This window comes from Corynebacterium sp. ACRPO (assembly GCF_022347205.1).
Taxonomy (GTDB): Bacteria; Actinomycetota; Actinomycetes; order Mycobacteriales; family Mycobacteriaceae; genus Corynebacterium.
This window is the reverse complement of record NZ_JAKRNE010000002.1, coordinates 209,064-231,719: the sequence shown is the minus strand read 5'-3', so window position 1 is coordinate 231,719 and position 22,656 is coordinate 209,064. Positions and strand designations below refer to the sequence as shown.

The following is a 22,656-nucleotide window of genomic DNA, read 5'->3' as shown; positions in this document are numbered from 1 at the left end:
TGGTGTACCTCGTCCCCTCTCCTAGACTGGCACCAATGACCTCTTCCTCCCAGCAACCCGTGGTTTCCCTGCCCCTGCCTACCGTGGGCCGGGCGAAACCGCCGGCGGATCTGCCTGCACCGGCCGCTGATGGCACGCGCGCACTGGTGGATCGCTATGGACGCCAGGCCCGTGACCTGCGCGTCTCGCTGACGGATCGCTGCAACCTGCGCTGCACCTATTGCATGCCGGCCGAAGGCTTGGAGTGGATGCCCACAGAGCAAACCTTAAGCGATGAGGAAACCATCCGGCTGATCCGGATAGGCGTCGGCAAGCTGGGCATCCGCCAGGTGCGCTTTACCGGCGGCGAGCCCCTGCTGCGCAAGTCGCTGGAGAAAATTATTGCTGCGACCAAACAGCTGCGCACCGACCAGGGCCGCTCCCCATCCACCGCGCTGACCACCAACGGGCTTGGCCTAGAAAAGCGCGCCGGCGCCCTCGCCGCGGCCGGGCTCGACCGCATCAATATTTCGCTCGACACCATCGACCGTGAGCGCTACGCCGCGCTCACCCGCCGCGATCGGCTCGACCACGTGTTGCAGGCCATCGCCGCCGCGGATGCCGCGGGCCTGCATCCCATCAAGATCAACGCCGTAGTCATGCCCGGGGTCAACGAAGAAGACATCGTTCCACTGGCGGACTATGCCGTCCACCACGGCGCCCAGCTCCGCTTCATCGAGCAGATGCCGCTTGGTCCCCGCGAGCAGTGGCGCCGCGAGGACATGGTCACGGCCGAGGATATCCTCGCCCGCCTGCGCACCCACTTTTCTACGGCGCCGGCACGCGAACCACGCGGTTCCGCCCCCGCCGCCCTGTGGGAGGTCAGCGCTCCGGACGGCACGCGCGGCACGCTGGGCATCATTGCCTCGGTCACCCACCCCTTCTGCGGCGATTGCGACCGCACCCGCCTTACTACCGACGGCGCCATTCGCAATTGCCTCTTTGGCAATTCCGAAACCCCACTGCGAGACCTGCTGCGCTCCGGCGCGAGCGATGAGGACATCATGGAGGCTTGGGCCGGGGAAATGTGGACCAAAAAGCCCGGTCACGGCATCGACGACGAGGGCTTTCTCCAACCAGACCGCCCGATGTCCGCCATCGGCGGCTAACCTGAGTCTTATGTCCACGCCCCGCAGCATCTCCGCGCACCTCGACGCCGTACTCGCGCTGGCTTCCACGCCACCGGCCGAGTCCGCACCAGTCGATGCCTCCCTCATCGGCCGCATCCTCGCCGCCGACGCCACCGCGCGCTTTCCCGTGCCACCCCATGCCAATTCAGCGATGGATGGCTTCCTCGTCCATGCCGCGGATCTTTCTTCCTCCGCACCGTGGACCCTCCCCGTCGCCGGCGATGTACCGGCCGGCGCGGCTCCCATCGATGTGCCCGCCGGCCACGCCGTCCGCATCATGACCGGCGCCCCCGTGGCCGATACCGCAGGGATGCTCGTCGTCCCAGTCGAAAACACCACCACCCCGGCCGGCCCCGTAGCACTTCCGGACGAGGTCACCATCACGGAGGCCCCCGCCAAGTCGCATATCCGCCCCGCCGGCGAGGACATCCAGCCCGGCGCGCCAGTCGCCACCGCCGGCACGCTTATCGATGCCGCCGTCATCGCCGCCCTCACCTCCGCCGGCGTATATTCCGTCGCGGCCTACCGGCGCCCGCGCATCGCGGTCATTTCTTCCGGCGAAGAACTCGTCCCTTCCCCAGTAGAGCTCGCCCCCGGCCAACTACCGGATTCCAATGGCCCGATGCTCGCCGCTCTCTGTGGCGCAGATACACACGTCCATGTGGGCGATGCCCCTGCGGACCTAGCCTCTGCACTAGATGAGCTAGCCCCGTCCCACGACCTCGTCATCACCTCAGGTGGCGTATCAGCCGGCGCCTTCGACGTCGTCCACACCGTACTTGGGCGCACGGATTCCGCGTGGTTCGGGCACGTCGACCAGCGCCCGGGTGCCCCGCAGGGCTACTCCCTGTGGGATGACGCCCCGGTTCTGTGCTTGCCCGGAAACCCTGTGGCAGCCTTCGTCGATTTTCAGCTCTATGCCCGTCCCCTTATCGCCGCACTGTCCGGACACCCCGCGCCACACCAGCGAGTCAACCTGCGCGCCCGGGTGGATTCGCCCCTTCCCACCTCCCGCGGACGGCCGACCATTGTTCCCGTCACCGTAGACTTTCAGGCAGCGCCCGCCATCACCTCGCACCTGCCCCACGGCAGTCACCGCATCGTGTCGCTGGCCGGCAGCAATGGCTTTTGCCTCATCGACTCCGAGCCGCCGGCCGTGGGCGAGGACATCACCGTTTATTTGTGTTAAGGAGCAACCATGGAATTTACCCACCTGAACTCTGACGGCGCCGCCTACATGGTCGACGTCACCGAGAAGCAGCCCACCGTGCGCACTGCCACTGCGGAGGGCGAGGTCGCCTGCTCACCCGAGGTCATGACCGCGCTGCGCGATGGCACCGTACCCAAGGGCGATGTCCTCGCCGTCGCCCGCATCGCCGGCATTTCGGCCGCCAAGAAGGTCCCCGAGCTACTTCCCTTGGCACACACCATCGGCGTACACGGCTGTGCAGTGGAGCTCACGCTTGCCGATGACCACGTTGCCATCTCCGCCACCGTCCGCACCGCCGACCGCACCGGCGTGGAAATGGAGGCGCTGACGGCCGTGAACGTTTCCGCGCTCGCCATCATCGACATGGTCAAGGGCGTGGACCGCTCCGCGTATATCCGCCGCTGCGGAATCGTGGCGAAATCCGGTGGCCGCTCCGGGGACTGGTCCCGCACCCTCCCGGAGTCCTAATGCTCGGCGCGGTCATCCTCGCCGGCGGCCACGGCAGGCGCATGGGCGGCGCCGATAAGGCCTCCCTTTTTGTCCACGGCACGCGCTTTATCGACCGCCTGCTCGCCCAGCTTCCCTACGGCACCCCGACCGTGGCCGTCTCCCCACATCGCCTCGGCGTGCCCCAGGTATGCGAGTCACCGCTCTACGGTGGTCCCGTCGCCGGCATCGCGGCCGGCGCCCAGGCGTTATCCCACTGCTCCGAACTCGCCCTCTTCGCCGTGGATGCCCCCGATTCGCCGCTACTGCTTCCCTGTCTGCGCTCGGCCCTCGTCTCTTCCACAGCCGATGCCGTACTCACCCGCGCCGCCGACGGCTACCTCCAGCCGCTGTGTTCCCTCTGGCGCGCTCCCGCGCTCCACGCTCAGCTCGAATCCCTTCCTACGACTCGGAACGTCTCCGTCCGCCGCCTCATCCGTGGCGCCAATTTCATCGAGATTCCCGGCACCGGCGCCGAACGCGACTACGACACCCGTGCGGAGCTGCGCGAGGTTCCTGCGTTGCCTCGGCCCACCGCCCTTCGCGCTCACCGGCAGCCGCTGACTTAGCCCACCGCTTCCGCCGGTGACCGCCAAGGGAGAAATAACCGCCTCCCCGCCCTTCGCGCTCACTGGGAGCCGCAGCAAACGCGAAATCGCCGCCCCAGTGAGCGCGAGGGGTGGACGAACACAGAAACCCTCCCTTCACGCTCACGGTGGACATGAAATGCGACCAAGAACGGTCGCTGGTGAGCGCCAAGGGCGAGGTCGACGCAGCTATCGGCAGGACTTGAAGATGTCCGGCAGGAGAGGCAGAACCACCCCGAGGGCGTCCTCCACCGCCCCAACTGAGGATGCGGTATTGACCACAAGGCTGCCTCCACCGTGCGAGGTCATCCCGATAATTCCTCGCGAAAGCCCCGCCTTCGCCGAGGACTCTAGGCCGCGCAAAAGCACTTGCGTCTCCAGACCGTGCAATCGGGCCGAGATATACTTCTGGGTCACTTCCGGGGTGAAGTTGGTACGGCCGAGGCCCGTGCCGCCGATGATGACAATAACGTCGCTGCCTGCACAAAGAGCAGCCTTCAGCGCAGACTCCACAGGCTCGGCGCCTTCTGGGACGACCTCAACCGCCCGTACAGAAGCGGAAAATTCTTCACACATCTCCCGCGCGCGTTCCCCCGCCTTGCCCGATTTTTCCCCGGACAGCACGCGATCGGAACTAAGAATTATGCTAACGCTTGTCCGTTCCATATTTGTCTACTTCTCTCCCCCATCTCACGGTGACAAAATTCACAAACCGTAGTCATGCACGCAATCCAATACTACGCGGCGGGCTAACCTGCAATGACCATTCGGGGCCAGAATTACGCAACATCAATATGCCGTAATTAAAACGGTGTTTTCCGGTTTATTTTACTCCCCACAGCTTAGCTGCAGGTAGATTACGAGTCACAGACCTACGACTTGTGAGGAACTCATGACTACTCTCGATACCTCAGGCAAAGTCATCCAAGGCTGGGATCCAGAAGATTCCGAGCACTGGGACTCCAAAATTGCCTGGCGGACTCTCTGGATTTCTACCTTCGTTCTCATCATTGGCTTCGCCACGTGGTACCTCGTATCCGCGATTGCACCGCAGCTAAACCAAATCGGCTTCGATATCTCCAAGGGTCAGCTCTACTGGCTGACAGCAATTGCGGGCCTGGCCTGCGGTATCTTCCGCCTCATCTTCATGTTCTTGCCCCCGATGATTGGCACGCGCAAGCTGGTCTTTTTCTCCTCGCTCTTGTTTATCATCCCGATGCTGGGCTGGTTCTTTGCAGTGCAGGATACATCCACCCCGTACTGGTGGCTGCTAGTACTGTCCTTCATTTCCGGCATCGGCGGCGGCGTCTTTTCCGGATTCATGCCCTCGACCGGCTACTTCTTCCCCAAGCGCCTGTCTGGCACCGCGTTGGGCATCCAGGCCGGCATTGGTAACTTCGGTATCTCTTTCATCCAGCTGGTTGCCCCGTGGCTGATGGGCTTTACCCTGCTCGGCGTAGGCATGGTGGCCCCGCAGCGCACCGATAAGGGCGATATTTTCGTCCACAATCCAGCTATCTTCCTCGTGCCGTGGGCTATCGTCGGCGCCATCCTGGCATGGATGCTGCTCAAGGACGTGCCTGTTAAGGCCAACTTCCGCCAGCAGATCGATATCTTTGGCAATAAGAACACCTGGATTCTCACGATTGTCTACTTCATGACCTTCGGTGCATTCTCTGGCTTCGCCGCGCAGATGGCGCTGCTTATCAACCAGACTTTTGGCGAGGGATCGTCGTTTGCCGGCAGCTTCGATGACCTGCCGAATGGCGCGGCTTATGCCTTCCTTGGACCACTTATCGGTGCGCTAGTTCGTGCACTCTGGGGACCGCTGTGCGATAAGTACGGTGGCGCTATCTGGACCTTCATCGGCTGCCTTGGCATGACCGTCTTTACCGCCGTATCCGCGCTGTTCTTGAACCCGTCCAGCCCGGATGAGTTCTGGTGGTTCTTGGGTTCCATGCTCATCATGTTCTTCTTTACCGGTCTCGGCAATGCCGGCACTTTCAAGCAGATGCCCATGATTTTGCCGAAGCGCCAAGCTGGTGGCGTCATCGGCTGGACCGGCGCCATCGGCGCATTCGGCCCCTTCGTCGTCGGCGTACTGCTATCCATGATGGCACCAGCCGTGTTCTTCTGGGGCTGCGTTGTCTACTTCGCAATCACCACCGTCCTGGTGTGGATTTACTACGCCCGCCCCAATGCACCGTTCCCAGGCTAATTAGGAGCACCCTTTGACTACTCACGTCTCCCCCGAAAACGGCAAACTGAATCCGTTGTTCAAGCTCGGCGCCTACCTGCGCAAGGGCGAAGCCACTGACTCTGGCCAGCAACTCTTCCTCAAGGGCGGGCGCCAGGCGGATGTCTTTTACCGCAACCGCTGGGCGTTCGACAAGATGGTGCGCTCTACCCACGGCGTGAACTGCACCGGTTCATGTTCGTGGAAGGTCTACGTCAAAGATGGCGTCATCACCTGGGAATCCCAGGCAGTGGACTACCCCACCACTGGCAATGACATGCCAGAGTACGAGCCACGCGGCTGTCCTCGTGGCGCATCCTTTTCGTGGTACACCTACTCGCCCACTCGTGTGCGCTACCCGTATGCCCGCGGCGTACTGGTAGACATGTTCCGCGAGGAAAAGGCCAAGCACGGAGACTCCGTCTTGGCGTGGCGCGCGATCCAGGAGGATCCGGAAAAGCGCCAGGCCTATATCTCCCAGCGCGGCAAGGGCGGGCTCATCCGCATCTCCTATGAAGAGGCCATTGACATTGCCTCGGCCGCGCACGTGTACACCATCCGCAAGTACGGCCCTGACCGCATCAATGGCTTCACCGTGATTCCGGCGATGTCCCAGATTTCTTATGGCGCGGGCATGCGTTTCTTGCAGTCCATTGGCGGCGTCGCCCTGTCCTTCTACGATTGGTACGCCGACCTGCCGCCGGCATCCCCGCAGACCTTTGGCGATCAGACCGATGTTCCGGAATCCGGTGACTGGTACAACTCGTCCTACCTGATGATGTGGGGCTCCAACATCCCTGTCACCCGTACCCCGGATGCACACTTTATGGTCGAGTCCCGCTATAAGGGCACCAAGGTAGTGGTGGTCTCACCTGACTTCGCGGATAACACCAAGTTCGCCGATGAGTGGGCCCGCATCGAGCCGGGCACTGATGCCGCCCTCGCCTTTGCCATGGGCCACGTCATTCTCAAGACCTTCCATGTGGACCGCCAGGAACCGTACTTCCTGAACTATATGCGCAAGTTCACCGATTCACCGTTCCTCGTCGCCCTCGATGACCACGGCGACGGCACATACACCCCGGGCAAGTTCCTCACCGCTGCCCAGCTTGCCGACGCCTCCCTCAACTCCACCCCCAATTCCACTCACCGTGGCCTCGTGATGGAGGAAGACGGTCGCGTCGTCGACCCAGGCGGCACCGTGGCTGACCGCTGGGATAACGAATCTTCCAAGTGGAACCTCGCGCTCGATAACGCGGATCCGGTCATGTCCATCGCAGAGACCGACCGCTTCGACACCGCCGAGGTGCTCTTCCCGCGTTTCGACTTGGACACGAATCCGGAAGATGTGGGAACCGGCAAGCCGATTGGCGCGGGCGTCGTCCACCGCGGCGTGCCGGTGCGCGAGGTAGATGGCAAACTGGTCACCACCGTCTTCGACATCATGCTTGCCCACTATGGCGTCAACCGCGCCGACCTCAACTTGCCGGGCTCATGGCCGAAGGACTTCCACGACGCCAGCGAGGTCGGCACCCCTGCCTGGCAGGAAGAACTTACCGGCGTTCCGGCGGATGCCGCCATCCGCATTGGCCGCGAGTTTGCACAGAATGCCGCGGATTCCCAGGGCCGCTCCCAAATCATCATGGGCGCTGGCGTCAACCACTACTTCCACGCCGATACCATCTACCGCACCTTCCTGGCGCTGACCTCTATGTGCGGCACCCAGGGCGTCAACGGCGGCGGCTGGGCGCACTATGTGGGCCAGGAGAAACTCCGACCCGTCAATGGCTGGACCCAATGGGCGATGGCGACGGACTGGCAGCGTCCGCCGCGCCACATGATCACCACCGGCTTTTACTACTTCGCCACCGAGCAGTATCGCTACGATAATTCGCGCGCCTCGCACTTGGGATCGCCCCTGGCCTCGCGCGATTCCATCGGCGATAAGATGGTCTCGGACACCATGGCCGAGGCCATGCGCCGCGGCTGGATGCCAGCCTACCCGCAGTTCAACCGCAACTCGCTCTTCCTCGCTGACGAGGCCGAGGAAGCCGGCATGGACATCAATGACTACGTCGTCCAAGAGCTAGAAAGCGGCCGCCTCGAATTCTCGTATGACAACCCGTCTGCAGAAGAGAACTGGCCGCGCATCCTGCTTAATTGGCGCACCAACCTGCTGGGTTCCTCGGCGAAGGGCACGGAGTTCTTCCTCCGCCACCTCCTTGGCATCGACTCCGACGCCACCGCAGAAGAGCTCGCCCCAGAGGATCGCCCGCGCACCATCAAGTGGGTCGATGAAGCACCTAAGGGCAAGCTCGACCTCATGATGACCACGGACTTCCGCAATACCTCCACCACGCTGGTATCGGATCTCATCTTCCCGGCCGCTACCTGGTACGAAAAGCACGATATGTCCTCGACGGATATGCACCCGTACCTGCACTCCTTCAATGCGGCCATTAACCCGCCGTGGGAGGCGCGCTCTGACTACGAGGTCTTCCGCGATCTTGCAGCTGCGCTTTCTGATAAAGCCACCAAGTGGCTCGGCGTGCAGCGCGATGTCATCACCCAGCCCAGCCACCATGACACCCCGGATGAGCTAGGAATGCCCAACGGTGTGGTGCCGGACGTCGATAAGCAGGGGCTCATCCCTGGTGTCACCATGCCGAAGCTGCATGTGGTGGAGCGTGACTACACCAAGATTTATGAGAAGTGGGCGCACCTGGGCCCGCTGCCGGCCAAGCTGGGCACCGGAGTCCATGGCACGAAGTTCAACGTGGAAAAGCAGGTCAAGGAGCTTGAGCTCATCTGTGGCACCTCTGAAACTTCCATGGGCGAACTGGTGGACCTGAGCAAGGACGCCAAGGTCATCGACGCCATTTTGCACCTTTCGGGTGTATCCAATGGCGAGCTAGCCAAGCAAGGCTTTGAATACCTGTCTTCCCGCACGGGCAAAGACCTCACCCCGCTGGGCACCGCCGATGAGGATGTGCGCATCACCTGGGATGACATCAAGGAGCGGCCGAAGGAAGTCATTACCTCGCCAGAATGGACCGCGGATAAGCGCAATAAGCGCCGCTACACCGCTTTTTCCATCAACGTCGAGTTCGAAAAGCCCTGGCACACGCTCACCGGCCGTATGCAGTACTACATCGACCACGATTGGTACATGGACTACGGCGAATCCCTGCCTATTTTCCGCCCACCGTTGGATCACGTACACATGCACGGCGAGTTTGCCCCAGGCGAGACCCTGCGCAACGACCGCGGCGAAGCCGAAGTCACCCTGCGCTACTTGACCACGCACAATAAATGGTCCATCCACTCGCAGTACTTTGACAACCTGCACGTGCTATCCATCTCCCGCGGTGGCCAGGTGGTCTGGATGTCCAATAAAGATGCCGAGAAGATTGGCGTGGCCGATAACGACTGGGTCGAGGTGTATAACCGCAATGGCGTTGTCTCCGCACGTGCCATCGTCTCCCACCGCATTCCGGAGGGCACGATGCTGTGCAACCACGCACAAGAGCGCACCGTCGGCACCCCGCTCAATGAGCACACCGGCCGCCGCGGCGGCACCCACAACTCGCTAACGCGTATTTCCATCAAACCGGTCCACATTGCTGGCGGCTACGGCCAGCTGACCTACCACTTCAACTACATCGGCCCCACCGGCAATAACCGCGATGAGGTCACCCGCGTTCGCCGCCGTTCCCAGGAGGTTTCCTACTAATGAAGGTCATGGCCCAAATCTCCATGATTATGAATCTGGACAAGTGCATCGGCTGCCACACTTGTTCGGTCACCTGCAAGCAGGCATGGACCAACCGCGAAGGCACCGAATATATCTGGTTCAATAACGTCGAGACCCGCCCCGGCGTTGGCTACCCACGCACCTGGGAGGACCAGGAAAAGTGGAAGGGCGGCTGGGAGCGCACCAAATCCGGCAAGCTCAAGCCGAAAGCGGGAGGCCGCCTGAAGAAGCTGGCCGCCCTCTTCCATAACCCGAACCTGCCCACCATCCAGGACTACTACGAGCCGTGGACCTACCAGTACGAAGATCTCATGGGCGCTGAGGCCGGGCAAAAGACCCAGCCCACGGCCAAGCCGGTATCCCAAATCGATGGTCGCGATATCAACAAGATCGAGTGGTCTTCCAACTGGGACGATAACCTGGGTGGATCCACCGCCACCTTGGATAGTGACCCAGTCCTGCATGAGATGAACCTCGAGGTTAAAAAGGAAATCGAGGACTCGTTCATGTTCTACCTGCCGCGCATTTGCGAGCACTGCATGAACCCCACCTGCGTATCTTCCTGTCCGTCCGGCGCGATGTATAAGCGCACCGAAGACGGCATCGTGCTTGTTGACCAAGACCGCTGCCGCGGCTGGCGCATGTGCGTCTCTGGCTGCCCCTATAAGAAGGTCTACTTCAACCACAAGACCGGCAAGGCCGAAAAGTGCACCCTGTGCTACCCGCGCCTCGAGGTGGGCCAGCCTACCGTGTGCTCCGAGACCTGTGTGGGCCGCCTGCGCTATCTCGGCGTCATTCTCTACGACGCCGACCGCGTAGCCGAGGCCGCCGCTACCGAGAACGAGCAGGATCTCTTCGAGGCACAGAAGTCCATCATGCTCGATCCGCATGACCCGGAGGTCGTTCGCGCCGCCGAGGCCGAGGGAATCCCGCACTCCTGGATCGACGCTGCACAGCAGTCCCCCATCTACGACCTCATCTTCAAGTACGGCGTGGCCCTGCCGCTGCACCCGGAGTACCGCACCCTGCCGATGGTCTGGTACATCCCGCCGCTGTCCCCCATCGTGGACAAGGTGACCGCCACCGGCAACGACGGCGAGGACCACAAGATCCTCTTCTCCGCGCTGTCGAATATGCGCATTCCACTGGAATACCTCGCCGGCCTTTTCACCGCCGGCGATACCGTGCCGGTAGAAAAGTCCCTGCGCCGCCTCGTCGCCATGCGCTCCTATATGCGCGATATCAACCTGGGCAATAAGCCGCAGGTGGAGATCGCCCAAGCCGTGGGCATGACTGGCAAAGACATTGAGGCTATGTACCGCCTGCTGGCTATTGCCAAATACGATGACCGCTACGTCATCCCGACTGCCTCTCCGGAAACACCCCGCGGCATCGCGAACCTGGATCCCTTCGGCGACGTCGACCCTGCTCAAGCGTCCGAGGACGTCTTCCACGACCTGGGCATGGGCGCCCCCGAGGCCTGCACCCACAGTTCCGCGCCGCAGGGCAAGGTGTCGCTGCTGTCGTGGACCGGTGACCGCCCCGATGCGATGTTCCCACCCAAGGACTAGGAGCAACCATGAATATTCTGGATAAGCTCCGCAAACGCCAGGCTACGCTCAAGCCTAAGCCCGCGCTTGCCGACGACGCCGTCGCCGGCTTTGGCACCCCAGCCGGCATTGGCACGATGGGCGGCGCCAAGGACGTCGAAAAGACGCTGCGCACCCATACCGGCAAAGTACCGCACGAGTTCGTCACGCCTGTGGACGTTACGGAGGACCAACGCCGCATCGTGGCCATGGCCGTCTCCGTCCTGCTGGACTACCCCGGCGCGGACATTATGGACCGCTTGGCCATCGTGGAGGAGCAGGTGGATCAGTTGCCGCTGGCCATCGCCAGCGATTTCGTGGACTTCGCCGAGTGGGCGCGCAGCGTGGGCCCGCGCGGGCTCGAAGAACACTATGTGGAAACCTTCGATCAGCGTCGCCGCTGCTCGCTGTACCTGTCCTATTTCGCGGTGGGCGATACCCGCCAGCGCGGCATGGCCATCTTGTCCTTCCGCGAGCAACTGGAGTCTCTCGGTTTCCATATTTCGGACGACGAACTGCCGGATCACCTCTGCGTAGTCCTGGAGGCGCTGGCCATGACCGAGGGCGCCGAACATGACCGCGCCGTCGAGCTCGTTGCCAGCTACCGCGAAGGCATCGAGGTGCTGCGCGCCGCACTGTCTCACGTAGGTTCGCCCTATATCAGCCTGGTCGTCGCGCTGTGCAAAGCTTTGCCGGAGATCGACACCGATACCGCCCAAAAGTACGTGGACCTCATCCGCACCGGCCCGCCTGCCGAGATGGTGGGCATCGCCGACCTTCCCTTCCCCACCACCCAACCTGACCTCGTCTAAGGACACACTATGTTTGATAACTTCCTCTGGGGTGCGTTCCCGTGGCTGGCCATCGCCGCTTTCATCGTCGGCATCTTCTGGCGGTGGCGCTCCGACCAGTTCGGCTGGACCACCCACTCCTCCCAAATCTATGAGTCCAAGCTGTTGCGCTTGTCTTCCCCGCTCTTCCACTGGGGCATGGTCTTCGTCATCATCGGCCACCTCATGGGCTTGGCATTCCCCAAGTCCTGGACTCGCGCTGTCGGTATCAGCGATCACGCCTACCACCTGCTGGCCACCATCCCAGGTTCCATCGCCGCTCTGGCCGTCCTCCTCGGCTTCGCCGGCCTGCTCTACCGCCGCCTGAAGAACCGCTCGGTATTCTTGTCCACCTCCACCTCGGACAAGGTCATGTACGTCTTCCTGGCCTTGGCACTGATTTCTGGTTCCTTTGCCACCTTTACGCTGCAGCTTTTCGACGTCGCCGGTACCGGCGGCTACGACTACCGTGAGACCATCTCGCCGTGGCTGCGCCAGCTGCTCATCTTCAATATTCAGCCGGAGCTCATGGCCGATGCCCCGTGGCAGTTCAAGGTCCACGTCCTCGCGGGCTTCACCATCATCGCGGTATGGCCTTTTACCCGCCTCGTGCATGCCTTCTCTGCACCGGTTGGTTACGTCACCCGCCCGTACGTGGTATACCGCTCCCGCGATAATCGCACCACCCCGATGCGTTCTAATACCGCGTGGGAGCCCATCCGCTCCAACCGTAAGCAGCTCGAGGGCGAAACTCCGGGACACGGAGCCTAACTAAACCCCTCACATTAAGCCGCCGCGCCGTCTCTGAACTGGCCCCCGAAAGTTGGACTGGTTTAATTCTAGGCGGTTAGGGCTTCAAGGGTCTGATTTCGATATTGCATCGGGGTTAGACCCTTGAGTCGTTGTTGGATGCGTTCGGTGTTGTACCACCGGATGTACTCGTCGATGGCCTGGTTGAACTCTGCGACGGTGTCGAAGGCTTCTCCGTGGTACATCTCGGTTTTCAGGTGGCCGAAGAAGTTCTCCATGACCGCGTTGTCGTAGCAGTTGCCTTTGCGTGACATCGATTGGACTCCCTGGTGCTGGCTAATCAGGGTGCGCCATGATGAGTGCTTGTATTGGAATCCTTGATCGGTGTGGATCATCCAGCCCGGCTCTGGAGCACACGCTTTGATCGCCTGCGCCAACGAAGCCGAGGTAAACGCCGTAGACGGCGATGTGGCCACTGTGTGGGCGACGATTGAGCGGTCGAACAGGTCCATCACCGGTGAGAGATACACCTTGCGGCCAGCGACTTTGAACTCGGTGACGTCGCTGACGAAGACAGTGTTGAGCCTATCGGGGGTGAAGTTGCGCTCGAGTGTGTTCTCAGCGATGTAGCTGATTGTGCCAGTGTAGGAGATGTAGGGCCTGCGCTGGCGGATCTTGGCTTTCAAGCCCATGGCGCGCATGAGCTTGTAGACAAGTTTGTGGTTGACCACCCAGCCCTGGTTACGCAGGTCGAGCAGTACCCGCCGGTAGCCGTAGCGGTGTTTGTTGCGCTGAAAACTGTCCCGGATCGCTTGTTTGAGCTCGGCATGTTTATCCGGTGCGGTGAGTCGTTTTTGGTGGTAGAAGAATGTCGAGCGTGCCATGCCGGCCGCATCCAGGAGGTAGTCCAAGCGGTGGTGTGACTTGAGGATGACGATTGCCTGGGCTTTCAGGCGTGTCCCTGGTTCCTCAAGTCTCGCAATTTTTTTAAGTAGGCGTTTTCCGCTTCCAGCCGCTCAACCTGGCGGCGAAGCTTTTCCTCTTCCGTGAGGCGTTTCGGCGCAGCCGATCCTTTGGGCCTGCCCTTCGGCTTCGGGCGCAGAGCCTCGTCGCCGCCTCTGCGCCACTTAGCCACCCAGTCCTTGACGAGGTGGTCGGATGAAAGATTGAACTCTCGGGCAAGATCCATCATCGACTCACCCGCAAGATGACGTTCTACAACTTCCTTCTTCGCCTCGAAGGAGTAGTGCTGCTTGTTTGGTTTCTCCACGAGACATAGTCTGCCACGCAGTTGGAAACGGCGATAAAGTCTACGCGTTGCGTCTCTCGAGACACCGACAACACGAGCAGCGGCTCGGCAACCCATTCCCTGCTCGAAAAGCTCCACTAACTGCTCACGCTGAACTTCACTCAGCGAACTACGTGCTCTCAAAGAAAATGCTCCCCACTAGTTGTTGGCAACTGATTTCTCAGTCCAACTAATGGGGAGCAGTTCACTCACGGGACCCGCGGCGGTTTTCTCATACCCTCCCCTCGCGCCCTCGCCCTCCCCATCTCCCCGCCGTTCGCGCTCACCGGCAGCCGCTGATCGAGCCCACCGCCTCCGCCCGTGAGCGCCAAGGGAGAAGTCTCCGCTTCCCCCGTCCTTCGCGCTCACCGGGAGCCGCAGCAAGCGCGAAACTGTCTCCCCGGTGAGCGCGAGGGGTGGACGAATACGAAAACCCGCCCTTCACGCTCACGGTGGGCATCAAATATGACCAAGAACGGTCGCTGGTGAGCGCGAAGGGCGGGAGGGGCGAGAGGGCCGAACCGCGGGAGGGCTACTCGGTGACGATGAACTTGCCGTGCTGGCCCTTCTCCGCGTTAGTCATGATGTGATTGACAAAGGAATAAGTACCGGGCTCGTTGAAGGTCATCTCGACGAATCCTCCTTGCGCCGGGAGGAGGTCCAGGGCTTGCGAGCCGGTCGAGTCCTCATTCTTGATGAGGTAGGCGCCTTCCTTGTAGGCGGTATCGAATTGTTCGCCTACAACATGGAAGCTCAGCGGCTGGTCGGGGCCTAGGTTGGTCAGCCACAGGCGGACGGTATCGCCTACCTTGGCCTTGATGGGCTCTGCATCGTATTGGCCAGGGTAGTAATTGAAGGCCATCAGGTCGAAGCGGCCGTCGGCAACGCGCTGGGCGTCGGCGCCGGTGGATTCCTCGCCGAGGAAGATGTCGGTAGCCATGAAGTTATACTCCGCGTCAACGGGCTTGAGGTCCGGCGGATCGATGATGACATTGCCGGCCATGCCGTTGGCGATGTGAAGGGACATGGGCATAGTGGAGCAGTGATACATCCAGATGCCGGAGCGATTTGCGGTGAACTTGTAGGTCAATTCCTCGCCCGGCTGGATGGATTTCATGGTCTTATCTGGGTTGACCTCGCCGGCGTGGAAATCAATGGAGTGGGCCATGGAGCCCTCGTTCTTGATGGTGATTTCGAACTTATCGCCCACCTTGCCACGCAGGGTGGGACCAGGAGCTTGACCATTGAAGAGCCAGCGCATCTGCTTGATGCCGGGGGCAACCTCCACGACTTCCTCGGTCATCGTCCAGGTCTCTTTGTGCGTCTTCGTCTCAGCGGCCGGCTGCAAAGAGGCGTCGAAGGCGGAAAAATCGTCGCGTTGCGCGCCGAGTTCGGCGGCGGTTGGCACGTCTACGTGCGGGTTGCTAGCAGAAGACACCGCATGGTCATGTCCTGCAGCGGCCCCGTCTCCCACGTTGACCTGGAAGGTCATGCCCTGCATCTTGTGGCCGGCGATGGTGCAATAGCCTTCCTCGGAGGAGTCGATGACTCCGGCGTCGAGTTGGACGGTCTCGCCGGGGTCGACGCGGCCGGTTTCGGCGTCGCCAATCTTTAAGTCATGGACTTGGTCGCCGGAGTTGGTGAAGTTGACCACCAGGTGGGTGCCGGGCTCGATATCGATGGACGAGGGGGTAAAGGCCATGCCGTCTACGCCCACGTCAACGGTCTGCGTTTCGCCAGAGGATACCGGTGCTGCGGACTCCGAACCCTTACCAGTGGAATTGACCACCGCGAGCGCGATGACCGCCGCCAGCGCGATGCCGATGAGCAGCCACGAGGCCCAGGAGGAATCTTTGGGTGCGGGTTTGTCCGCAGGTTGTGAGGAAGAAACGCTCAGCATTTAACTCTCCAGTCTTTTCTTAAGGTAGATGGCTCGGCCGACGGCGATAACGTTGGCGGCAAGGCCTATCCCCATCATGATAAGCCCGGCCACGGTAGCGCCCAGCAATGTCAGCAGTCCGCCCACGTTGATGAGCAGCAGACGGGCGTAGCCGGTGCGCTCCGCGGTATTAGGACGCGCGCCGGTAAGGATCGGTAGCAAGTGGTGCAGGACCCCGGTGACCAACTGCAAGAGGCCAGCACCGAGGAAGGCGGGCAACAAAACCAGCGTGATGGTGCGCGGGTAGGCACCCACCGCTGCGGAAATAGCGTCACCGGCACACAGCGCCAGCATCCACAGCAGTCCGGCGATAACGGCCACGGTGGCGGTGGTCAGCCGCGGCGAGCGACCCATAACGGTGGCAAGCACCGGCTGGATAATGAGCACCGCCGCCAGGACCACAAGCAGTTGGGCCATGCCTGCGGCGCGGGTAAGGCCCACCGCGTACAGCGCCATTGCCAGGGACAGACCAACGCAGTGCACGATGAGCGCGCGAGTACACCGCGCGCGAGCGGTGGGCGAAATCGCCGTGGCCGATAGCGTGGGGAGCAACGTGACCACCGTGCCGATGACGGTAAGCCACGCGAAGCCCCAGACCATGCCGCGCGAGTGGGCGCCGACGAGGAGGGAGTACTCGCCTACCCCATTACCGCTGAGGATGACAAGCACCACGGAGGCAATCATGAACACAGCCGCCGCGATATAAAAGGGCACGGTCACGGCAAAAGAACCAGACAATGAGCCGCGTAGGCGCCGCGCGATGAACCACAGGTGCCAGGTGAGGGCGGTGATGATGAGGGCAGAGGCGGCGTCGGCAAGCGGGCCCCAGTCATACCCCGCCCTATCAATGAGCAGCAAGATAAGCCCGAGCTGCACTAGGCCCACGCGACTGCCGACGCCCCGATAGTCCCCGCCCGCAGTCCGGGTCAAGGCCTCGGTGAAGTGAGTGGAAAAGACGATGATTGCCGTGGTCAGCGCACCAATGGTGAAGGGATGGATGATATCCCACCACACCACCGGAGCACCCAGGGAGCCAGCGATGAGCAGGCCGAGGCCGGTAAAGATCCACAAACCGATAATGGCGGCGCTCAGGGTATGCCAGCGGCCGCGCGCGGCCAGGGATACGTCATGAATGCGCACGTCGCGCCTCCTTCGCAGTCAAGGCAATGCCGCAAGCGAGAAAAATTAACACTGCGAATATCGTAACCACCCCGCCGGTGTGGAGGGCCGAGGTGTGCTCGGCGCAATCGGCAAGAATGCGCAGCGCGAGGCCGCCATGTAAGAGCGCCACCGGCACATAGAGCACCGGGCGATACGGCAAACGGCGGCGGATAACGGAGGTGAAGATGATGGGAGCGTGCGCAAAAATCATGGACATGACAAAGCCCAAGAAGATGGCGTGCACGGAGGCATCATAGGCAAAGCCGGTGGACTGTCCGTATAGCAGCCAGAGGTAACCGCCGAGGGCGAGCCAGCCGTAGCCGGCCAACATGCACGCCGCCGAGTAGCGCGGCAGGCCGTGCGAGCGCACCAGATTCTTGGCCACGTCTACCCGCGCGGTGGCCGCAGCGATGGCGATGAGCACCACGCCCATGGCGCGATAGCCCACCGCAGGGGCAAGCACGTAGATGACGCTGACCGCCGCCAGCCCCAGAACCAGAAGGGTGAGGTGGTTTTCGGCGCGGGTTCCGGCCATGGTGACGCGCGCTAGTTCCATGCGCTCGCCGATGATGGTGGCCACGGCGTAGAGGACGCACAACGGCATCGCCGCGGTGAACCCCGGACCCATGGCCCACAGGGCAGCTGCTGCTATTCCCCCGATAACTCCGGCTGCCTGCACCAAGATCGCAAGGCTCGCCTGATGGCTATAGATGGTGGCATAAATGAAGCCAAGGACGAGAAAACTGGCGGCAAAACACACGGCCGGGAGCGCCCGCGGCAGGCCGGCGAGAATGCCCAGCACGCCGGCGACGTGGCACGCCGGCCCGGCCCATGCCCAGGAGGTGCGCACGGCAACGGTGCGCTCAAGGCCGATGGCTCCGCCCACGAAACCGAAGACCATGAGCGGTCCGTGGTCGGCGGCGAAGGAGGAGCCAGGGGTGGCGGTCAGCCCCAATAGGGTGGCGCCCGCAGCCAGGCCTACCAGCAGCGATAGGCCTGCGAAGGCGAGGAAGATGAGGCGATGTGCCACGCTATTATTTTGCACGGGTTTTATCGTACTAATATTGGTAACAGAGCGAAACTCGCACCCCTTAAGAAAGGACCACTCGCTATGCAACTGCCCATCTCTGATGCTAATAAGCCGCACTCCATCCCGACCCTTAACGCCTCCGAAATTCCGCACGCCGTTCGCCACGGCGCCATCCACGGCGCGCTGGGCACCCTCAACGTGGGCGAGTCCATGATCCTCATCGCCCCGCATAATCCAATTCCACTGCTCAAGGAGGTCGAGGCTCGCGAGGAGGACTTCGAGCTGGACTACCTCAAGGAAGAAGAAAGCGACTTCCACATCAAGTTCACCCGCGTGAGCTAAACCCGCGCGGGGCGGAGGGCTATCCTGGATAGGTCACACCCTCCGCTGTAGAAGGAGCCCTCCGCAGATGAAGAAGCGCGCCGCCGCACTCCTCGCCGCCCTCGCATTCGCCCTAGCGGCCTGCGCTCCCCCAACGTCAACGACCTCCGCCCAGGACGCGGATGCTCCCACGCTTAATGTCCTAGCGGCGTCTTCCACCCGCGTCATCAATGACGAACTTACCCGCCGCGCAAGCCAGCTCGCGCCGCCGGTAAATCTAAACTTTGAAAATGGCGGCTCCTCCGATTTGGTAAGCAAGCTGCGCGAAGGCGCCCCGGCCGATCTTCTCCTCACGGCATCGAAAAAGACCATGGATAAGGCGGTGCAGGATGGCACGGTTGCCACGCCCGAGGTGCTTGCCACCAATGTCATGGTCATGGTTGTACCCAAGGGCAACCCGGCGGGAATCCAGTCAGTGGAGGATCTCCGCCACTCCCACCACTTCGTGCTTTGCGATCCCCAAGTTCCCTGTGGCGATATCTCCTCCCGGATCATCGACGATAAGCACCTGGACGTCCACCCTTCCTCCCAGGAGCGCCAGGTGGCCGACGTTTTAGGAAAGGTTGCCTCGGGCGAGGCGGATGCTGGATGGGTCTATTCCACCGACGCCGCCGCGGCCGGCGACGATGTTGAGGTGATTGACATTCCTGGCGCGGAGAAATTCTCTAACCAGATTGTGGGCGCCGTTACCGCAGAAGCATCCCACCCCGACCAGGCTCGCGCGGTGCTCGATATCTTGAGCGGCGACTTTGCGTCCACCTGGCGCGACCGCGGCTTTAACCCGGCGGAGTAGTTCTGTGTCCGCACCCCAGCCCATTCGCCCCAAAGCCCCGCTTCTTATCGGCCTTATTGGCCTCATTGCGGTAGCGACCATCATCGTCCCCGTTGCCGCTCTTGGGCTGCGCGTGCCATGGGCGCGCATTAGCGACTACCTCGCGCGCGACGAGATCCAGGACATGCTGCTCATCTCAGTGGCAGCCGCCTTCCAATCCATGGTTCTTGCGCTCGTGCTGGGCTTGGGGCTGGCCTTGTGGGTGCAGCAGCTCGGCCGCGGCAGCTCCGTAGTGCGCCTCTTGGTCTACCTGCCCTTGGCCATGCCACCGGTGGTGGGCGGATTGGCCCTTACCGCAGCCTTTGGCCGCAAGGGGTACCTGGCCCCGCTTCTTGACGCCCTAGGCATCCACCTCGCCTTCGCCTTCCCCGGAGTCGTTATGGCGCAGACCTTTGTGGCGCTGCCCTTCGTGGTGGTTGCGGTTGATTCGGCATTGCGCCAGCTGGACCAGGAAATCCTCGCCTCTGCGCGCGGCGTGGGCTTGGGCCGGTGGGAGGTCCTCGGCAAAATTACCCTTCCCTCCATCGCCCCGGCCTTGGCCACGGGCGCGGGGTTGGCCTTCGCGCGCTCGCTGGGCGAATTTGGCACGACCCTGACCTTTGCCGGCTCGCAGCCGGGGGTTACCCGCACCATGCCGCTGGGTATTTATCTGGAGCGCGAGGTCGATGCGGATGGCGCGTACGTGCTCTCCGCGCTGCTTATCGGGTTGGCCTTGGCCTGTCTGGCGCTGGCGGGCTTGCCTGCCCTGCGGCGGCGAAGCTACCAGCCGCAGGCCAGGAGGTTGCATGGGATGGACGTCGATAAGCTCCGCGCCCTTACCCGTCCCACTGATGCGCCGGTGCTGTCCGTGACCGTCGACGGGGTGCGCACGGATTTTTCCCCGCGTACCATAACGGCCGTGGTGGGCCCGAATGGTTCCGGCAAGACGACCTTGATGGGGCGCATTGCCGGGCGCCTGAGCGGCGGGGAGATCTCCCCGGAGCACGCCGACATCGTCTTGCTCACCCAGCGTCCGGGCTTGCCGCCAAGGTCGACGGCCGTGCAGGCGGTAGCCATGGTCACCCGCGATAAAACCCGTGCGCAGGAGCTCCTTGCGGCGGCGGGATTGCACGAGCTTGCCGACGTCCCCGTGCCCGCCCTGTCCGGCGGCCAGGCCGCCCACGTGGCGCTGGTGCGCGCGCTAGCCGCACGGCCGGCGGTCTTGATTGTGGACGAGCCCCTTGCCGCAGTCGATGTGACATCGGCCGAGAGGTGGCGCCGCTTCTTACACGCGGCCCGCGCAGACCGTACCACGCTGCTTGTTACCCATGATGCGCTCGATATCGCGCACCTGGCGCAGGACATGCTGGTCATGGAATCCGGCCAAGTGCGGGCCCACGGCGCAACCGTGCAGCTGCTTGAGGCACCGCCGACGGGCTTCGTTGCGGCGCTAGCGGGTCTCAACCGCCTCGAAGGAACCGTGACCGCGATCGGCGCCTCCGCCGTCGAGGTCGCGTGCGGCGATATTTCCGTTCTGGCGACCACGGAGCATACGTCTTTTGAGCCCGGGCAGAAGGTGGCGGTGACCTTTGACCCGCAGGCGGCCACAATTGGCGCAGCGCCAGAGGCCTGCAATCAATGGGCAGCGCGCGTCCTTGCAGTCGAGGCCACCAGCCTCGCAGCGGCGCAGCTGCGCGTTGATCTGGGCGGCCAAGAGGCTACAGTACCGGTAGACCGCGAGTTCGCTTTAGGCGTCGCGGTGGGTAACATCGTATCCTTAGCGATATCTACAGCACACGTTTTTGCCCACCCCAACTAGTTTTTCTGTATTCGCAGACCCCCAAGGCGGATTTCTACCATGCCTGATTCACTTCCCCGGCCCACCACCGAACTTTTTCCCGAGGCCCTCAACCTCTCGCCCAAGCAGCGCGAGGTCCTCACCGCTGTGCAACGCCACCCCGAAGGCGCCAAGGCCGGCACCGTGGCCGACGAACTAGGCATGCACGTCAACACCGCCCGCGGACACATCGATGAACTGGTCAACGCTGGGGCCGTCAACGTAGTATCCGCGCCGAGTAAGGGCCGCGGGCGTCCCTCCCTCATCTTCCAAGCCCGCATTCCAGATAATAAAGCGGTGGCAGAGGAATACATCACCTTGGTGGAAGTGCTGACCACGATGCTGGCGGATACGGAAGAGCTTGATGACGCCGCCTCGGCCAAGGCCCTCGAGATCGGGCGACGCTGGGCGCGCGCCGCGGGCGCGGATGCCTCCGATGGCGCGCTCGATACGCTCTTTGCCACCCTGCGCGATATGGGCTTTGATCCTGCCACCAAACCCGATTCAACCGACATCGAGCTTCATGCTTGCCCGTTTGTCTCTTCGGGTCTCGAACCTTCGCCGTTCCTGTGCGCGGTACACGCTGGCTTTCTGCAAGAAACTAGCGATGATACAACCTCGATCACCTTGGTGCCGCGCCAGCACCCCAACGTGTGCCGTCTAAAAATTAAGCCTGCGTAAGCTCCACGCGGACGGGGCCGGCCACGGTGAGGTCGATGACGCGGAGGTTCTGCTCGCGGGCGTCGGCAAGAATTCCCTCCTCAATATCCTCGGTGTGCAGCACCATGACGGTGGGGCCGGCACCGGATAGGTAGGCCGCATAGCCGCGGTTGCGCAGGCGGTTGACCCACTCCGCGGTCACGGGAAGCACATCCGCGCGGTACGGCTGGTGCAAGCGATCGCGGGTTCCCTCCCACAGGAGATCCGGGTAGTTCTGCAATGCCGCCACCTGGACCGCGGTGCGCGAGACGTTGAACGCCGCATCCGAATGCGTCACGTGCGAGGGCAGGACGCGGCGCACCGCCTGGGTAGAGGCGTGGAAATCAGGCACGAGCGCGGTGGCGCGGATATCTTCGTGCACCTTGATGGACGCGGCGCGGTAGTCCGGCAAAGAATGGCCGTCGACGGGGACATTTGTCCACGACACCACGGCGTCACCCAACACGGAGGCGGCCGCATTATCGGGGTGGCCCTCAAAGGCGGAAGAAAGCTGCACCACTTGCTCTTGTGTCAGGGGGTTTCCTGCCAGCGCATTGCCGGCGGCCACGCCCGCCACCGCGGCGGAGGCGGAAGAGCCCAGGCCGCGCGACTGCGGGATATTATTATGCGAGACCACGCGCAGGCCGGGCACCGTGGCGTCGGCCGCCGAGAGTGCGGAGCGAATCGCCTTGACCACCAAGTGGGAGCCATCGCGCGGAAGGTCTTCTGTGCCCTCGCCGAAAATTTCCACCGTAAGGCCCGAGGTGGTGACCTCTACCTCGACGGTGTCATACAGGCTCAACGCCATGCCCAAGGTGTCATATCCTGGGCCAAGGTTCGCCGTGGAGGCGGGAACGGTCACAATGGCTTTAGTGCCGACTTCAACTTCGATACTCATA

At 62.5% G+C, this 22,656-nt stretch carries 18 protein-coding genes and 1 pseudogene; 13 read left to right on the top strand and 6 right to left on the bottom strand.

What is annotated here, in order from left to right; translation table 11 throughout:
- The first annotated feature begins 35 nt into the window (after nucleotides 1-35).
- The 4 genes from moaA to MHY22_RS02700 are packed head-to-tail and all read left to right on the top strand — an operon-like array spanning nucleotide 36 to nucleotide 3,434.
- Nucleotides 36-1,148, top strand: coding sequence for a GTP 3',8-cyclase MoaA (gene moaA, locus MHY22_RS02715; RefSeq protein WP_239277964.1), 1,113 nt, complete (start codon nucleotides 36-38; stop codon nucleotides 1,146-1,148).
- Nucleotides 1,149-1,158: 10 nt separating this feature from the next.
- The gene (locus tag MHY22_RS02710) at nucleotides 1,159-2,358 is read left to right on the top strand and encodes a molybdopterin molybdotransferase MoeA (protein ID WP_239277962.1); all 1,200 of its coding nucleotides are present in this window, start codon (nucleotides 1,159-1,161) and stop codon (nucleotides 2,356-2,358) included.
- 9 nt (nucleotides 2,359-2,367) lie between these two features.
- Complete coding sequence (gene moaC, locus MHY22_RS02705; RefSeq protein WP_239272908.1) at nucleotides 2,368-2,847, top strand: cyclic pyranopterin monophosphate synthase MoaC; 480 nt, start codon at nucleotides 2,368-2,370, stop codon at nucleotides 2,845-2,847.
- On the top strand, nucleotides 2,847-3,434 hold the full coding sequence (locus MHY22_RS02700; protein ID WP_239277961.1) for a molybdenum cofactor guanylyltransferase: 588 nt from the start codon (nucleotides 2,847-2,849) through the stop codon (nucleotides 3,432-3,434). The genes moaC and MHY22_RS02700 overlap by 1 nt, the downstream gene beginning before the upstream one ends.
- A 207-nt stretch (nucleotides 3,435-3,641) precedes the next feature.
- Here MHY22_RS02700 and MHY22_RS02695 read toward each other — a convergent pair whose 3' ends face one another.
- Nucleotides 3,642-4,118 carry a molybdopterin-binding protein gene (locus tag MHY22_RS02695; RefSeq protein WP_239277960.1) on the bottom strand — a complete coding sequence of 159 codons (477 nt, stop codon included), beginning with the start codon at nucleotides 4,116-4,118 and terminating at the stop codon, nucleotides 3,642-3,644.
- A 226-nt stretch (nucleotides 4,119-4,344) separates the two neighbouring features.
- On the opposite strand from MHY22_RS02695, the gene MHY22_RS02690 reads away from it, so the two are divergent.
- The 5 genes from MHY22_RS02690 to narI are packed head-to-tail and all read left to right on the top strand — an operon-like array spanning nucleotide 4,345 to nucleotide 12,632.
- Entirely contained in the window at nucleotides 4,345-5,670 is a 1,326-nt protein-coding gene (locus MHY22_RS02690) for a NarK/NasA family nitrate transporter (RefSeq protein ID WP_239277959.1), read from the top strand.
- Between the two features lie 13 nt (nucleotides 5,671-5,683).
- Nucleotides 5,684-9,421: a nitrate reductase subunit alpha gene (locus MHY22_RS02685; RefSeq protein ID WP_239277958.1), complete on the top strand. Its 3,738-nt coding sequence runs from the start codon at nucleotides 5,684-5,686 to the stop codon at nucleotides 9,419-9,421.
- A complete protein-coding gene (narH, locus tag MHY22_RS02680) occupies nucleotides 9,421-11,013 on the top strand; it encodes a nitrate reductase subunit beta (RefSeq protein ID WP_239277957.1) in 1,593 nt (530 codons plus the stop codon). The genes MHY22_RS02685 and narH overlap by 1 nt, the downstream gene beginning before the upstream one ends.
- Before the next feature lie 8 nt (nucleotides 11,014-11,021).
- A complete protein-coding gene (gene narJ / locus MHY22_RS02675) occupies nucleotides 11,022-11,843 on the top strand; it encodes a nitrate reductase molybdenum cofactor assembly chaperone (protein ID WP_239277956.1) in 822 nt (273 codons plus the stop codon).
- A 9-nt stretch (nucleotides 11,844-11,852) separates the two neighbouring features.
- On the top strand, nucleotides 11,853-12,632 hold the full coding sequence (narI, locus tag MHY22_RS02670; protein WP_239277955.1) for a respiratory nitrate reductase subunit gamma: 780 nt from the start codon (nucleotides 11,853-11,855) through the stop codon (nucleotides 12,630-12,632).
- Nucleotides 12,633-12,700: 68 nt separating this feature from the next.
- On the opposite strand, the pseudogene MHY22_RS02665 reads toward narI, so the two are convergent.
- From MHY22_RS02665 to MHY22_RS02645, 4 genes and pseudogenes are all read right to left on the bottom strand, one after another.
- Nucleotides 12,701-13,961: pseudogene (locus tag MHY22_RS02665) on the bottom strand (IS3 family transposase).
- 470 nt (nucleotides 13,962-14,431) lie between these two features.
- Nucleotides 14,432-15,799, bottom strand: coding sequence for a multicopper oxidase domain-containing protein (locus MHY22_RS02655; protein ID WP_239277954.1), 1,368 nt, complete (start codon nucleotides 15,797-15,799; stop codon nucleotides 14,432-14,434).
- Nucleotides 15,800-16,978: a beta-carotene 15,15'-monooxygenase gene (locus tag MHY22_RS02650; RefSeq protein ID WP_239277953.1), complete on the bottom strand. Its 1,179-nt coding sequence runs from the start codon at nucleotides 16,976-16,978 to the stop codon at nucleotides 15,800-15,802. It lies immediately after the preceding gene.
- Nucleotides 16,965-18,044, bottom strand: coding sequence for a hypothetical protein (locus tag MHY22_RS02645; RefSeq protein ID WP_239277952.1), 1,080 nt, complete (start codon nucleotides 18,042-18,044; stop codon nucleotides 16,965-16,967). The genes MHY22_RS02650 and MHY22_RS02645 overlap by 14 nt, the downstream gene beginning before the upstream one ends.
- Nucleotides 18,045-18,110: 66 nt before the next feature.
- Here MHY22_RS02645 and MHY22_RS02640 point away from each other — a divergent pair, with 66 nt between their 5' ends.
- The 4 genes from MHY22_RS02640 to MHY22_RS02625 all read left to right on the top strand — a co-directional run bounded on the left by MHY22_RS02640 (nucleotide 18,111) and on the right by MHY22_RS02625 (nucleotide 21,739).
- Complete coding sequence (locus tag MHY22_RS02640; protein ID WP_239277950.1) at nucleotides 18,111-18,371, top strand: DUF2249 domain-containing protein; 261 nt, start codon at nucleotides 18,111-18,113, stop codon at nucleotides 18,369-18,371.
- A gap of 67 nt (nucleotides 18,372-18,438) precedes the next feature.
- On the top strand, nucleotides 18,439-19,203 hold the full coding sequence (gene modA, locus MHY22_RS02635) for a molybdate ABC transporter substrate-binding protein (RefSeq protein WP_239277949.1): 765 nt from the start codon (nucleotides 18,439-18,441) through the stop codon (nucleotides 19,201-19,203).
- 4 nt (nucleotides 19,204-19,207) lie between these two features.
- Entirely contained in the window at nucleotides 19,208-21,040 is a 1,833-nt protein-coding gene (locus MHY22_RS02630) for an ATP-binding cassette domain-containing protein (protein ID WP_239277948.1), read from the top strand.
- Nucleotides 21,041-21,079: 39 nt separating this feature from the next.
- Nucleotides 21,080-21,739 carry a metalloregulator ArsR/SmtB family transcription factor gene (locus MHY22_RS02625; protein ID WP_239277947.1) on the top strand — a complete coding sequence of 220 codons (660 nt, stop codon included), beginning with the start codon at nucleotides 21,080-21,082 and terminating at the stop codon, nucleotides 21,737-21,739.
- On the opposite strand, the gene thrB is transcribed toward MHY22_RS02625, so the two are convergent.
- Complete coding sequence (gene thrB, locus MHY22_RS02620; RefSeq protein ID WP_239277946.1) at nucleotides 21,726-22,655, bottom strand: homoserine kinase; 930 nt, start codon at nucleotides 22,653-22,655, stop codon at nucleotides 21,726-21,728. The genes MHY22_RS02625 and thrB overlap by 14 nt on opposite strands.
- Nucleotide 22,656 lies beyond the last annotated feature (1 nt).